At 45.1% G+C, this 14,254-nt stretch carries 13 protein-coding genes; 12 read left to right on the forward strand and 1 reads right to left on the reverse strand.

What is annotated here, in order from left to right:
- Positions 1-48 precede the first annotated feature (48 nt).
- From purC to ablB, 11 genes are all read left to right on the forward strand, one after another.
- Entirely contained in the window at positions 49-771 is a 723-nt protein-coding gene (gene purC / locus ACYH0L_RS03165; RefSeq protein WP_327925314.1) for a phosphoribosylaminoimidazolesuccinocarboxamide synthase, read from the forward strand.
- Positions 764-1,018 (forward strand): phosphoribosylformylglycinamidine synthase subunit PurS, encoded by a 255-nt coding sequence (purS, locus tag ACYH0L_RS03170; protein WP_003214349.1) that lies wholly within the window; start codon positions 764-766, stop codon positions 1,016-1,018. The genes purC and purS overlap by 8 nt, the downstream gene beginning before the upstream one ends.
- The gene (purQ, locus tag ACYH0L_RS03175; RefSeq protein WP_099727394.1) at positions 1,015-1,698 is read left to right on the forward strand and encodes a phosphoribosylformylglycinamidine synthase subunit PurQ; all 684 of its coding nucleotides are present in this window, start codon (positions 1,015-1,017) and stop codon (positions 1,696-1,698) included. The genes purS and purQ overlap by 4 nt, the downstream gene beginning before the upstream one ends.
- The gene (purL, locus tag ACYH0L_RS03180; protein WP_230031511.1) at positions 1,682-3,913 is read left to right on the forward strand and encodes a phosphoribosylformylglycinamidine synthase subunit PurL; all 2,232 of its coding nucleotides are present in this window, start codon (positions 1,682-1,684) and stop codon (positions 3,911-3,913) included. Before purQ ends, purL begins: the two co-directional genes overlap by 17 nt.
- A complete protein-coding gene (gene purF, locus ACYH0L_RS03185) occupies positions 3,889-5,319 on the forward strand; it encodes an amidophosphoribosyltransferase (RefSeq protein ID WP_099727392.1) in 1,431 nt (476 codons plus the stop codon). Before purL ends, purF begins: the two co-directional genes overlap by 25 nt.
- Before the next feature lie 95 nt (positions 5,320-5,414).
- Entirely contained in the window at positions 5,415-6,455 is a 1,041-nt protein-coding gene (gene purM / locus ACYH0L_RS03190; protein ID WP_230031512.1) for a phosphoribosylformylglycinamidine cyclo-ligase, read from the forward strand.
- Positions 6,452-7,021, forward strand: coding sequence for a phosphoribosylglycinamide formyltransferase (purN, locus tag ACYH0L_RS03195; protein WP_099727390.1), 570 nt, complete (start codon positions 6,452-6,454; stop codon positions 7,019-7,021). The genes purM and purN overlap by 4 nt, the downstream gene beginning before the upstream one ends.
- Positions 7,022-7,036: 15 nt before the next feature.
- On the forward strand, positions 7,037-8,575 hold the full coding sequence (gene purH / locus ACYH0L_RS03200; RefSeq protein WP_482354346.1) for a bifunctional phosphoribosylaminoimidazolecarboxamide formyltransferase/IMP cyclohydrolase: 1,539 nt from the start codon (positions 7,037-7,039) through the stop codon (positions 8,573-8,575).
- Between the two features lie 12 nt (positions 8,576-8,587).
- Positions 8,588-9,862 (forward strand): phosphoribosylamine--glycine ligase, encoded by a 1,275-nt coding sequence (purD, locus tag ACYH0L_RS03205; RefSeq protein WP_327925316.1) that lies wholly within the window; start codon positions 8,588-8,590, stop codon positions 9,860-9,862.
- Between the two features lie 117 nt (positions 9,863-9,979).
- Positions 9,980-10,174 (forward strand): hypothetical protein, encoded by a 195-nt coding sequence (locus ACYH0L_RS03210; RefSeq protein WP_482354347.1) that lies wholly within the window; start codon positions 9,980-9,982, stop codon positions 10,172-10,174.
- A gap of 15 nt (positions 10,175-10,189) precedes the next feature.
- Positions 10,190-11,035 carry a putative beta-lysine N-acetyltransferase gene (gene ablB, locus ACYH0L_RS03215; protein WP_327925317.1) on the forward strand — a complete coding sequence of 282 codons (846 nt, stop codon included), beginning with the start codon at positions 10,190-10,192 and terminating at the stop codon, positions 11,033-11,035.
- On the opposite strand, the gene ACYH0L_RS03220 is transcribed toward ablB, so the two are convergent.
- Positions 11,030-12,688: a PucR family transcriptional regulator gene (locus ACYH0L_RS03220; protein WP_099727385.1), complete on the reverse strand. Its 1,659-nt coding sequence runs from the start codon at positions 12,686-12,688 to the stop codon at positions 11,030-11,032. The two genes, ablB and ACYH0L_RS03220, sit on opposite strands and share 6 nt — an antisense overlap.
- 191 nt (positions 12,689-12,879) lie before the next feature.
- On the opposite strand from ACYH0L_RS03220, the gene ACYH0L_RS03225 reads away from it, so the two are divergent.
- Complete coding sequence (locus ACYH0L_RS03225; RefSeq protein ID WP_099727384.1) at positions 12,880-14,244, forward strand: aspartate aminotransferase family protein; 1,365 nt, start codon at positions 12,880-12,882, stop codon at positions 14,242-14,244.
- Positions 14,245-14,254 lie beyond the last annotated feature (10 nt).

The raw sequence follows: 14,254 nt of genomic DNA on the forward strand, positions 1-14,254 counted from the left end.
CGCCCAATCCTGAAAATTGCCAACATTCAAATTAGGAGGCCAACCTGAATGACTGTGAAACAAGAACTTCTCTACGAAGGCAAAGCGAAAAAAATCTATCAGACCGATGACGAGCATATTTTATATGTCGAATATAAAGATTCAGCGACAGCATTTAACGGCGAAAAGAAAGCTGAAATTGAAGGCAAAGGCAGACTGAACAACGAAATTTCAAGCTTAATCTTTCAAATGCTGCATGAGAAAGGGATCAACAATCACTTTGTAAAACGCCTCTCTGAAACAGAACAGCTCATTCAAAAGGTGCAGATTGTACCACTTGAAGTGGTTGTACGAAACGTTGTGGCAGGCAGTATGTCAAAGCGCCTCGGAATTCCAGAGGGAACGCAACTGGACACACCTTTGATCGAGTTTTACTACAAGGATGATGCACTCGGTGATCCGCTCATTACAGAAGATCATATTCGCATTTTACATGCAGCGACACCTGAGCAGGTGAAGGAAATGAAACAGATCACAAGACAAGTGAATGAAGAGTTAAAGCAAATCTTCTCAGATTGCCATGTGAATTTAATTGATTTCAAGCTTGAATTCGGAATAGATCACGAGAATCGTATTTTGCTAGCTGATGAGATTTCACCTGATACGTGCAGGCTTTGGGACAAAGACACAAACGAAAAGCTTGATAAAGACGTGTTCAGACGAAACCTGGGCGGCTTAACGAATGCATACGAAGAAATTTTCAAAAGACTTGGAGGCCATAAACATGTATAAAGTGAAAATTTTTGTCAGCTTAAAAGAGAGCGTTCTTGATCCACAAGGAAGTGCCGTGCAGCACGCTTTGCACAGCATGTCTTATCAGGAAGTAAAGGATGTCCGTATCGGGAAATACATGGAGCTTGTCATTGAAAAATCAGATCGTGATTTAGACACAGTCGTAAAAGAAATGTGTGAAAAATTACTTGCCAACACGGTGATTGAAGATTACCGCTATGAGGTGGAGGAGGTTGTCGCACAGTGAAGTTTGCAGTGATCGTCTTGCCTGGCTCTAACTGTGATATCGATATGTACCATGCGATTCAAGATGAGTTAGGTGAACAAGTTGAATATGTATGGCACGACGAAACGAGTCTTGACCGATTTGACGGTGTACTCGTACCAGGCGGTTTCTCTTATGGGGATTACTTAAGATGTGGTGCGATTGCTCGCTTCTCTAACATCATGCCGGCTGTGAAAAAAGCAGCTGAGGAAGGAAAACCTGTTCTGGGTGTTTGTAACGGGTTCCAAATTCTTCAGGAGCTTGGCATTCTTCCAGGTGCGATGAGACGAAATAAAGACCTGAAATTTATCTGTCGTCCAGTTGAACTCATTGTAGAGAACAACGAAACGCAATTTACAAGCGGCTATCAAAAAGGCGAATCCATTACGATTCCTGTAGCACACGGTGAAGGCAACTTCTACTGTGATGAAGACACTTTAGCGAAGCTCACTGAACGAGGCCAAATCGCTTTCACTTACGGAGACGATATTAACGGCAGTGTCAATCGAATTGCAGGTGTAACGAATGAAGAGGGCAATGTACTCGGCATGATGCCGCACCCTGAGCGCGCAGTTGATTCATTACTAGGCAGCGCAGACGGACTTAAATTGTTTCAATCTATCGTGAAAAATTGGAGGGACACTCATGTCACTACTGCTTGAACCAAGTCACAAGCAAATTAAAGAAGAGAAATTGTATCAGCAAATGGGATTGAGTGATGAAGAATTCGCTTTAATCGAATCCATTATTGGCAGGCTGCCAAACTACACAGAAACGGGTATTTTTTCTGTGATGTGGTCAGAGCATTGCAGTTATAAAAACTCGAAGCCTGTTTTAAGCAAATTCCCGACAAAAGGAGAGCATGTTCTTCAAGGCCCTGGGGAAGGCGCTGGAATCGTTGATATTGGAGACAACCAAGCGGTTGTGTTTAAAATCGAATCACATAACCATCCATCTGCGATTGAACCGTATCAAGGAGCGGCAACAGGTGTCGGCGGGATTATCCGTGATGTATTCTCTATGGGTGCGCGTCCAATTGCTGTATTAAACTCTCTTCGTTTTGGTGAACTGACTTCACCGCGCGTGAAGTACTTGTTTGAAGAAGTAGTGGCAGGGATCGCAGGCTATGGAAACTGTATCGGTATTCCAACAGTCGGCGGAGAGGTTCATTTTGATCAAAGCTATGAAGGCAACCCGCTCGTTAACGCCATGTGCGTTGGGTTAATCAATCATGAGGACATCAAAAAAGGCCAGGCCAAAGGTGTTGGCAATACGGTCATGTACGTTGGTGCCAAAACGGGACGTGACGGGATTCACGGTGCAACATTTGCCTCTGAAGAATTTTCTGATGGATCAGAAGAAAAACGTTCAGCTGTTCAAGTGGGCGATCCGTTCATGGAAAAGCTATTGCTTGAAGCGTGCCTTGAAGTCATCAAAAACGATGCGCTCGTTGGTATTCAAGATATGGGAGCGGCTGGCTTAACAAGCTCAAGTGCGGAAATGGCCAGTAAAGCAGGTTCTGGTATCGAGATGAACCTAGACCTCATTCCGCAGCGTGAAACAGGCATGACGGCATACGAAATGATGCTGTCTGAATCTCAAGAGAGAATGCTTTTGGTCATTGAAAAAGGCCGCGAACAAGAAATCATTGATATCTTCGAAAAATACGATCTTGAAGCTGTATCAGTCGGTCATGTGACAGATGATAAAATGCTTCGTTTACTCCATCAAGGTGAAGTGGTTTGTGAGCTTCCTGTTGATGCACTTGCAGAGGAAGCACCGGTTTATCACAAGCCGTCAAGTGAGCCTGCTTACTATCGTGAGTTCTTAGAAACAAAAGTCGAAGCACCTGACATCACAGATGCAGCAGATACGTTAAAGCAGCTCCTTCAGCAGCCAACGATTGCAAGTAAAGAATGGGTTTACGATCAATACGACTACATGGTACGAACAAATACAGTCGTTGCACCGGGCTCTGATGCGGGCGTTTTAAGAATCCGTGGAACGAAAAAAGCCCTAGCGATGACAACAGATTGTAACGCACGCTATCTCTACCTTGATCCAGAGGTCGGCGGGAAAATCGCAGTCGCAGAAGCAGCACGTAACATTGTCTGCTCAGGCGCTCGTCCTCTTGCAGTAACAGATAACCTGAACTTCGGTAACCCGGAGAAACCAGAAATTTTTTGGCAAATTGAAAAGTCTGCTGACGGAATTAGCGAAGCATGCCGTACGCTAAGCACACCGGTGATCGGTGGTAACGTCTCTTTATATAACGAATCAAATGGAACAGCGATTTACCCAACACCTGTCATTGGGATGGTTGGTTTGGTTGAAGATACAGCTCATATTACGACTCAATCGTTCCAGCAGGCAGGCGACGTGATTTTCGTCATTGGTGAGACGAAGGAAGAATTTGCAGGCAGTGAGCTTCAAAAGATGACAGAAGGCCGTATCTACGGAAAAGCACCTGAAATTGATTTGGATGTCGAGCTCACGCGTCAGGAAGCCCTTCTAGCGGCGATTCAAAACGGACTTGTTCAATCGGCGCATGATGTATCTGAAGGCGGACTTGGTGTGGCACTTGCTGAGAGTACGTTTGGAACAGACGGCCTTGGTGCTGATATCCAAATCGATTTAAACAGCGAAGCCTCATTATTCAGTGAGACGCAGTCACGTTTTGTTGTGACAGTTAAGCCAGAGCACCGCGAAGCGTTTGCTGCGGCTGTGAAGGATGCAAAAGAAGTCGGAACGGTCACAAATGATGGTGTATTTACCGTCAAAAATCAAGAAGGACAACAATGGATTCATGCAGCAGTCAACGAGCTTGAATGCGCATGGAAAGGAGCGATCCCATGCTTGCTGAAATCAGAGGCTTAAACGAAGAGTGTGGTGTCTTTGGGGTTTGGGGACACGAAGAAGCCCCTCAAATCACATATTACGGATTGCATAGCCTTCAGCACCGAGGACAGGAAGGTGCGGGAATCATTGCAACAGATGGTGAAAACCTGACGTCACACAAAGGCCTTGGACTGATTACGGAAGTCTTTCAAAACGGTGAGCTAAAGGATTTAAAGGGAAGAGGAGCGATCGGACACGTTCGGTATGCGACAGCAGGCGGAGGCGGCTTTGAAAATGTGCAGCCCCTCTTCTTTCGCTCGCAAAATAACGGCAGTCTTGCCCTTGCTCATAACGGGAACTTAGTGAATGCAACGCAATTAAAGCAGCAGCTTGAGAATCAAGGGAGTATTTTCCAGACATCCTCTGATACAGAGGTGCTGGCTCACTTAATTAAGCGCAGCGGGTATGTTGAATTGAAGGAACAGATCAAAAACGCCCTGTCTATGCTTAAAGGAGCCTATGCTTTCTTAATTATGACGGAAACAGAAATGATTGTGGCGCTTGATCCGAACGGCTTACGTCCACTTTCACTTGGTATGCTTGGGGACGCTTATGTTGTCGCTTCTGAAACATGTGCATTTGATGTCGTTGGCGCAACATATTTACGAGATGTGGAGCCTGGCGAAATGCTGATCATTAATGATGAAGGATTAAAATCTGAGCGCTTCTCTATGAACATTAACCGCAGCATGTGCAGCATGGAATATATTTATTTCTCAAGACCTGACAGCAACATCAATGGCATCAACGTGCATAGTGCGAGAAAGAATCTTGGCAAGAAGCTTGCAGAAGAAGCCCATGTGGAAGCAGATGTTGTCACAGGGGTACCAGATTCTAGTATTTCTGCAGCGATTGGATATGCCGAAGCAACAGGCATTCCGTATGAGCTTGGTTTAATTAAAAACCGATATGTCGGCCGGACATTTATTCAGCCGTCTCAAGCATTGCGTGAGCAGGGCGTGCGTATGAAGCTGTCTGCTGTGCGCGGGGTGGTCGAAGGAAAGCGTGTTGTCATGGTGGATGATTCGATCGTACGTGGAACAACGAGCCGCCGAATTGTTACGATGCTAAGAGAAGCGGGTGCAACGGAAGTGCATGTCCGCATTAGTTCACCGCCAATCGCTCATCCGTGTTTTTATGGAATTGATACGTCCACACACGAAGAGCTGATTGCTTCTTCTCATTCAGTTGAAGAAATTAGACAGGAAATCGGTGCAGACTCCATTGCATTTTTATCTGTAGACGGTTTAATGGACGGGATTGGCAGAACGTATGATGATCCGCAGCGTGGTCAGTGTTTAGCATGTTTTACTGGAAAATATCCGACTGAAATTTATGAAGATACTGTCCTTCCGCATGTGAAGGAAACAGTCCTGACGAAATAATCGAATAATGGAGCAGCAGTCAAGATGATTTGATATGCTGCTCTTTCATTCTGCCGAAAATACATGGAAGAAAGCAGATAAAAGGAGTGAATGGGATGTCAGAAGCATATAAAAACGCCGGTGTCGACATCGAAGCAGGATACGAAGCCGTCAAACGAATGAAAACACACGTAGAACGCACAAAACGAGCAGGCGTCATGGGTGCTCTAGGCGGATTTGGCGGTATGTTTGATCTATCTGAGCTGCCATACAAAAAGCCCGTTCTTGTCTCAGGAACAGATGGTGTCGGAACGAAATTAAAGCTTGCCTTTTTAATGGATAAACACGATACGATCGGCGTAGATGCCGTGGCAATGTGTGTCAACGATGTGCTTGCACAAGGGGCAGAGCCGCTCTTTTTCTTAGATTATTTAGCTGTCGGAAAAGCAGATCCATTGAAAATTGAATCCATTGTCAAAGGGGTGGCTGACGGCTGCGAGCAATCTGGTTCGGCGCTTGTCGGCGGAGAGACAGCAGAAATGCCAGGTCTTTACACAGAAGAAGAATATGATATTGCTGGTTTTTCAGTAGGCGTCGTTGAAAAGGATGAAATCGTGACAGGAAACGGTATGAAAGAGGGGCATTTGCTCATTGGACTCAGCTCAAGTGGAATTCATAGTAATGGCTACTCTCTCGTTCGCAAAGTATTGCTGGAAGACGCTGGTCTTGATCTTCATCAAACGTATGAACCTTTTACAAGGCCGCTTGGAGAAGAGCTGCTTGAACCGACGAAAATTTATGTGAAGCCTGTTCTCAAACAAGTGAAAGCCGGTAAAATTGACGGGATGGCACATGTGACAGGCGGCGGCTTTATTGAGAATCTACCACGTATGCTGCCTGAGGGACTTGGCGTTGAGATTGATAACGGTTCATGGCCAGTACCGCCTATTTTCTCCTTTATTCAAGAAAAGGGTCAGTTAAAGTCAGAAGAGATGTTCAACGTGTTTAATATGGGCATTGGCTTTGTCTTAGCGGTAAAAGAGAATGATTTAGTTGATGTGATCAGCGGGCTTGAACAAGACGGAGAAAAAGCATTTCTCATTGGGCGTGTTCAAAAAGGAGAAGGTGTCACATTCGGCGGTGGAAGCCTCTCATGAAGAAGTTTGCGATCTTTGCCTCTGGAAGCGGGACGAATTTTCAAGCCATTATGGATACGTTAAAAGAAGAAGAGTGGCAGGCAGAGGCCGCCATTGTGATTTGTGATAAACCGGGTGCGAAGGTGCTGGAGCGTGCTGAGAAAGAGGGCATCCCCTCCTTTGCTTTTACGCCGAAGGCTTTTCCAAGCAAAGCCGCTTTTGAACAAACCATTATTGAACAGCTTACGCTTCATGAAGTGGAATGGATTTTCCTCGCTGGGTATATGAGACTGATCGGTCCGACATTACTTGAAGCATACAGAGGGAAAATCGTGAATATCCATCCATCTTTACTGCCAGCATTCCCAGGGCTTGATGCCATTGGACAAGCCTATCAAGCAGGAGTCAAAGTGGCAGGCATCACCGTCCATTATGTTGACGAAGGCATGGATACGGGCCCGATTATTGACCAAGCAGCGATCCATATAGAACAAGGCGAAGACCTTGAATCAATTGAAAAAAGAATGCATGAACTAGAACACACACTATATCCAAAAGTGATCAAATCACTTTTAGAATTATCTTAATGAGGTGACAAAGGCATGACGATCAAACGCGCATTAATCAGTGTTTCCGATAAAACGAATCTTGTACCTTTTGTGAAAGCATTAACAGAACTGGGTGTTGAAGTCATTTCAACTGGAGGTACACATAAGCTTCTTCAAGAGAACGGCATTGATGTCATTGGGATTTCTGAAGTAACTGGATTCCCAGAAATCATGGACGGACGACTCAAAACACTTCATCCAAACATACATGGTGGACTATTGGCGGTGAGAGAAAACGATGAGCACATGGCACAGATTGAAAAACACGGCATTCAGCCGATTGATCTTGTTGTCGTGAATCTCTATCCATTCAAAGAGACAATCTCAAAAGACGATGTGACGTATGAAGAAGCGATTGAAAACATTGATATTGGCGGGCCGGGCATGCTTCGTGCTGCATCTAAAAACCATCAGGACGTGACGGTCATTGTAGACCCTCGTGATTATGATGCAGTCGTTCAGCAAATCAAAGAAGGCGGCGTGTCGCTAGAGAAAAAACGTGAGCTTGCGGCAAAGGTATTCCGTCATACAGCTGCTTACGATGCCCTCATTGCGGATTATTTAACGAACTATGTTGGCGAAACGGAGCCAGAACAGTTCACTGTCACGTTTGAGAAAAAACAATCCCTTCGTTATGGAGAAAACCCGCACCAAGCGGCTACTTTCTATGAAAATTCTCTTCCAAGCAAAGGCTCTTTGGCAACAGCGACACAGTTACATGGAAAAGAACTTTCCTACAACAATATTAAAGATGCAGATGCAGCTCTTCAAATCGTACGTGAATTTACGGAGCCAGCGGCTGTTGCTGTGAAGCACATGAACCCATGTGGTGTCGGTACAGGAGAAACCATTGCAGAAGCCTTTGACCGTGCATTCAAAGCAGATGAAACATCTATTTTTGGCGGCATTGTGGCGCTTAACCGTGAAGTAGACAAACAAACGGCAGAAGTGCTTCATACGATTTTCTTAGAAATTGTCATCGCACCATCATTTAGCAAAGAAGCACTTGAGGTGTTAACAGCGAAAAAGAACCTTCGTCTATTAACACTCGATGTCGAAGCTGATCTCGAGAAGAAAGAAAAGCAGCTAACTAGTGTCCATGGCGGACTGCTCGTTCAGGATATCGACACCTACGGTTTAGAGGAAGCAACGATCTCCATTCCGACAAAAAGAGAACCAACTGAAAACGAATGGAAAGATTTAAAGCTCGCATGGAAAGTGGTCAAGCATGTGAAATCAAATGCGATTGTCCTTGCGAAGGATCAAATGACAGCAGGTATCGGTGCTGGTCAAATGAACCGTGTCGGCTCAGCTAACATTGCGATTGAACAAGCAGGTGAAAAGGCGAAAGGAAGCGCGCTAGGCTCTGATGCTTTCTTCCCAATGGGCGATACAGTGGAAGCTGCTGCAAAGGCAGGCGTGACAGCGATCATTCAACCGGGCGGATCGATTCGTGATGAAGAATCGATTCAAAAGGCAGATGAATACGGCATCGCCATGGTCTTCACTGGCGTTAGACATTTCAAACATTAAGGGGATGACAGTGTGAACGTATTAATTATCGGCAGAGGCGGAAGAGAGCATACCATCGCATGGAAAGTAAATCAAAGTGAACTTGTCAGCCAAGTATTTGTCGCACCCGGCAATGATGGAATGACAGGCGTCGCAAGTCTGGTATCTATCGACGAAGGCGATCATGAGGCGTTAATTCGTTTTGCAAAGGAAAATGATATCGGCTTAACGATTGTCGGTCCAGAGGTTCCTTTAATTGCAGGTGTGGTGGATGCATTTGAAAAGGCAGGTCTAAAGGTATTTGGACCAAATGCAAAAGCTGCGGTCATTGAAGGCTCAAAGGAATTCGCAAAGGACTTAATGAAAAATTACGATATCCCGACAGCCGCTTATGCTACCTTCACATCGTTTGAAGAAGCGAAGGCATATGTGGAAGAAAAGGGCGCGCCGATTGTCATTAAAGCAGACGGTCTCGCAGCAGGAAAAGGCGTGACAGTCGCCATGACACTTGAAGAGGCGATCGATTGCCTGCATGACTTTTTAGAGGATGAAAAGTTTGGTGATGCGAGTGCATCTGTTGTGATTGAAGAATTTTTAACAGGGGAAGAATTTTCTCTGATGGCCTTTGTCAATGGAGAAAAGGTGTACCCAATGGTGATCGCGCAGGATCATAAACGAGCATTTGAAGATGACAAAGGACCGAACACTGGCGGTATGGGTGCTTATTCACCGGTTCCACAAATTTCGGATGAAGTGGTGCAAAAAGCGGTGGAAGAAGTGATGAAGCCTGCGGCTCGTGCAATGGTGCAGGAAGAGCGTCCGTTTACAGGCATTTTATATGCAGGCTTAATGCTGACACCAGAAGGCTCAAAGGTCATTGAGTTCAATGCACGCTTTGGCGATCCTGAAACGCAGGTCGTGCTCCCTCGTCTTGAATCAGATCTAGTTCAAGTCTTTCTCGACATTCTAGACGGAAAAGATGTGGACTTACAGTGGAAAGACACTGCCGCTGTCAGTGTAGTTCTTGCTTCAGAAGGATACCCAGAGGACTATGCAAAAGGCACGCCAATTGGTGCCTTGCAAACGACTGTGTCTGATGTCGTGACCTTCCATGCAGGAACAAAAAAAGAAAACGAGCAATTCGTCACAAATGGCGGCCGTGTAGCGAATGTCACTGCATTTGATGACACGTTTGAAGCGGCAAGATCAAGAGTGTATGAAGCCGTTGAAGAAATCATTCAACCAGGGCTATTTTATCGCCGTGACATTGGCGCCCGTGCGCTGAAGGCTGCGGGAAAAACGGTTTAATCCAAACACCTTTCTATCTGATGGGATAGAAAGGTGTTTTCTTCTTTTGATGATTAGAAGGGATAAAGCCCGAATATGGAGAAGTGTTATTGGATAACCCATTTACGAGGAGGCAACATGGAAATCAAAGCATTTATCATCTTTGCAAACGTCATGCTTATTTTATATCTCATAACTATAAATAACATCATGTTGACTGCCATTAAGCAGAATAAATTGAAAAAAAGCTTTGCCATTAGTTATATGATCCTATCAATTTTTTCTGGCATTGCTATTTCTTCATTTTTAATTTGGAAGTTTTTCATTAGTTAAGAGAGGAATGAGTGTATGGTGCAATTGAAGAAACTTGCAAACGAGCGTTTTTCTGCCTTGATCTGTATGGATTCATTTAATGAGCGAATTCGTTTGGACGACTATAGCGGCAGGGTTCAGGATGTGATTCAGTCCGTTCTTCAGGAAGCGGCGGACTGCAAGGCGTCTAAGGTCATTGTAAAAGTAAGGCGTGAGCATATGCCGCTTTTTTTAGAGAAGGGCTTTCGGCTTGAAGGGGTGTTTTCTCATTATTTTCTTGGAAGTGATGCATACGGCATGTCGCTCTTTCTGACCGAAGATCGAATGAACAGCCCGTTTTGGCTGAAGGAAGATGAAATCGTTGCGTCTATTCAAGAAAAGCCGATTAAAAAAGACCAAGGCACATGGCAGGATGAGTATGTGATGAGGAAAGCCGGTCCAGAGGATGTGCACAAGCTGGCAAAGCTCTATGATACCGTCTTTGAAACGTATCCCACGCCAATGAACGAGCCAGATTACATCCAAAAGGTGATGGAGGAAGGGACAGTCTTTTATGCCGTCGAACATGACGGTCATATTGTGAGTGCGGCATCCGCCGAAATCAATGCACCGTATGGACATGCGGAATTAACAGATTGTGCAACCCTTCCAACATACAGAAAACTAGGATTCATGCATCATTTGATTCTAGCACTCGAAAAAGAGCTTCAATCGATGCATATCTATGTCTTTTATTCTCTTGCACGTGCACTGTCCTATGGGATGAATCAAGTGTTTTATCAGCTTGGGTATACGTATACCGGGCGTTTCCAAAACAACTGCTATATTTTTGACAAAATTGAAGATATGAATCTATGGGTGAAAACGCCGAATGAATCATGAAATGGTTCTCATCTGATCAAGCAGACCAGATAGGCGGTAAGCCATGATGCTTAGCTGCAGCTTCATCCGATCATCAGTGGATTTGAGGCGGCAGCCTGTTCTCGTTTCAATTTGTTTCAGCCGGTAGCTTAATGTATGCCGATGAATAAACAATTCCCCCGCAGATTTTTGAATATTTTCATTGTGTGCCAAATACACTTCGAGTGTATGGATCAGATCAGCCCCTTGTTTTTTCGTATAAAGCAAAGGGCTTAACAGCTCCACGTAAAAGTCATGCAAATTCATTCCGGCTTCGTTCATTTCAAGGAGCATACCATATAAGCCGAGCTTCTGATAATGAATGATGCTCTCGTCTGTTTTTAAAAGAGGAAGAAGTTTTGCTGCATACTGGGCTTCCTTTGCACTTTTTGCAAAGAGAATGATCTGATCATAGGCTCTGCCAATGCCAATCACAATCGGATGAAGCGGGAAAAAATAAGACCAAGTGCTCCGGCACTCCTCTGATGCGCTATACCACTCCGTTTCTTGAAACGCTTTCTTTCCCGCTGGTGTCAGCACAAAAACGGAATCAAGCCTTGCCTTTAGTAAGAAAGGAATATGTCTGCGTTCAAATATCGATGTGAGTAATTGAGATAGGCGCTGCACCATCTGGTGATCGAGCTGTGTGTGCTGATGCTGAAATTGAAAGTAGATGACCACTTGTTCATCGCTCATATCATATTGAAGCTTTCTTGCTTGTTCGACCACATAGCTTTCTTCTGTGTATTGCTGCTGCAACATATCATCTAACAAATGTCCCTGCATTTGGTTTTCTGTATCTTGAATGGCCTTTTGTTTCAGCCATTCAATGGCATACACCGCCCCGGCATGCTCGATCGCGATCGCATCGAGATGATGCCACGCCTCCTTTTTCTTTAAAGACACAATAAACCCGAAAATATCGCCCATCGCAATCACCGGGCATGCAGCGAGGACAAACGCACCACACGTGTCATAGACGAGCCGCCCTTTCTCCTCTGCCTGCTTGAGAAGAGGAGTGGTCTCAATTGGTTCACGATCTGTCAAAAAGCCAAAAGCAGGAGAATACGTCACTTCATCCTTTACAAGATGAGCAGCCTTTTGATGCAAAAAGACATCGAGCACGACGATGTTCGCCGTAGTGAGATGTGCCAGCTCATCCGTAATTTGCGTCACATTCTTATTGCTCACATTTAAATGGGTCAGTCTTTGATGAATCGCTGAAGAATATTTGAGTTGATGGAGCTGACTGCTGACGATTTGCTCTAGGACGGCTTTTGTAATGTCTGAGAAATTGACATGTGAAGGAATCTCAATGAGCGGAATGCCGCTGCTTTTGGCCGCTTGAATCAGTGATGCTGGGATCTCCGTTAAGTACACGCCTTTATAAATCGCAATGGCTGATAGACGCTGAGATTGAATCAATTTTTCAAGCCGTATGCGTCTTTCCTTATTTTCTGCAAGCCCAAATCCGGTTGTGACGAGTAGTTCCCCTTCTGAAACCCTAGAAGTGTCCTCGATAATTTCCACAATGGTCACCCACTGAATGAGGCGGTCCAGTCCATTTTCTCCAGCAAGCAGTTTTGTTTCCTTCATAATATCGAGCGAGAGTGCGTCTTTGACGAGAATCGCCATAGACTCATGACCTCCTTTTGAACACTTTTATACACGATGTATAAAAAATGTGTGTGAAATTCGGGCATGTGGCGAATGGAGGATGACTGCCCTCTTGATTAAGCTAATCTTATAACAAGTATACAAAATTTTCTTGCGATTCATGTGAAAAGAAAGATGCAGCTGCTGACGAGAGAGGGAGGAATGGCAAAGTGGAGACCCGGAATTACTTAATCAAACCGATGTTAAATCAGGATTATCCTGTGGCTGTGAAAGGAGAGGGGATTTATTTATATGATCGAGAAGGAAATAAATATGTAGATGGATCATCGGGTGCGGTTACGGCGAGTATTGGACATGGCATACAAGACATCATTGATGCCATGACAGAACAAGCGAAAAAAGTGAGCTTTACGTACAGGTCACAATTCACAAATGAACCAGCGGAAGAACTTGCCTATGAATTGAGTACCCTTTGCCCAGGCAATCTGAACTGGTCTTTTTTTGTCGGAAGCGGATCAGAGGCAACAGAGACAGCGATGAAAATCGCGATACAGCATTGGCAGGAGCAGGGGAAGACTGAAAAGAATCACATCATATCAAGATGGATGAGTTATCACGGCATCACGCTTGGTGCGCTGTCAATGTCAGGTCATATTGCAAGAAGAGAGCGCTTTGAACCACTGCTTGAAAAACACCCGGTGCTGTCTCCGCCGTATAGCTACCGGTCATGGCTGCCAAAAGAAGAAAGCAAACAGGTCGAGTGGTATGTACAGGAATTTAACACCGTCATCCAGCGTATAGGAAAAGAGAGGATTGCAGCCTTTATTGCTGAGCCAATTGTTGGAGCAGCGGGAGCGGCACTTGTTCCGCCCGACGGATATTTTGAGGCGATGAAGCGGGTCTGTGAGGAAAATGACATTTTAATGATTGCAGATGAAGTCATGACAGGCTTTGGACGAACTGGGAAAATGTTTGCCATGGAGCACTGGGGTGTCGTACCAGATATCATGGTTCTTGGGAAAGGAATGAGTGCCGGCTATTCACCAATTGCGGCAACCGTATCAGCGGATCATGTGATCGCTCCAATTCTCAGTGGCTCAGGCTCTGTAATGGCCGGTCATACGTTTAGTGCCAATCCGCTTTCAGCAGCCGTCTCACTGGCCGTCATTCGATATATGAAAAAACATCAGCTTCATGAACGAGCTGACCTGTCCGGTCGATATTTAATGAATGCCTTAAAAGACTTGCAAACAAACCATTGCATCATCGGGGATGTAAGAGGAAAGGGACTGCTTATTGGTATAGAGTTTGTCGCAGATCGATTATCCAAAACGCCATTTCCTGCACATGCTCAGATGACCAATCTAGTCGTTGAGACGGCAAAGCAAAATGGATTGCTTGTGTATCCAGCAAGCGCTGGAGAGGACGGAGTGGGAGGCGCAGCTGTCATGATTGCACCGCCGCTTTCCATTACGCAGCAGGAGATGGATGAACTCATTCATCTATTCGGGCAGACCATCACGCAGGTCGAACAAGAAGTCATCAATCGAGGGTTTTTCCCATCTGCGATGTAGGGAGGAAAAA

The organism is Bacillus sp. MC1252 (genome assembly GCF_056838025.1).

What these genes read in the sequence shown, in the direction of transcription:
- ACYH0L_RS03210 (WP_482354347.1), top strand. Translation starts at nt 9,980, where the DNA reads ATGGAAATCAAAGCATTTATCATCTTTGCAAACGTCATGCTTATTTTA.
- purF (WP_099727392.1), top strand. Translation starts at nt 3,889, where the DNA reads ATGCTTGCTGAAATCAGAGGCTTAAACGAAGAGTGTGGTGTCTTTGGG.
- purL (WP_230031511.1), top strand. Translation starts at nt 1,682, where the DNA reads ATGTCACTACTGCTTGAACCAAGTCACAAGCAAATTAAAGAAGAGAAA.
- purS (WP_003214349.1), top strand. Translation starts at nt 764, where the DNA reads ATGTATAAAGTGAAAATTTTTGTCAGCTTAAAAGAGAGCGTTCTTGAT.
- purN (WP_099727390.1), top strand. Translation starts at nt 6,452, where the DNA reads ATGAAGAAGTTTGCGATCTTTGCCTCTGGAAGCGGGACGAATTTTCAA.
- ACYH0L_RS03220 (WP_099727385.1), bottom strand. Translation starts at nt 12,688, where the DNA reads ATGGCGATTCTCGTCAAAGACGCACTCTCGCTCGATATTATGAAGGAA.
- purH (WP_482354346.1), top strand. Translation starts at nt 7,037, where the DNA reads ATGACGATCAAACGCGCATTAATCAGTGTTTCCGATAAAACGAATCTT.
- purM (WP_230031512.1), top strand. Translation starts at nt 5,415, where the DNA reads ATGTCAGAAGCATATAAAAACGCCGGTGTCGACATCGAAGCAGGATAC.
- ablB (WP_327925317.1), top strand. Translation starts at nt 10,190, where the DNA reads ATGGTGCAATTGAAGAAACTTGCAAACGAGCGTTTTTCTGCCTTGATC.
- purC (WP_327925314.1), top strand. Translation starts at nt 49, where the DNA reads ATGACTGTGAAACAAGAACTTCTCTACGAAGGCAAAGCGAAAAAAATC.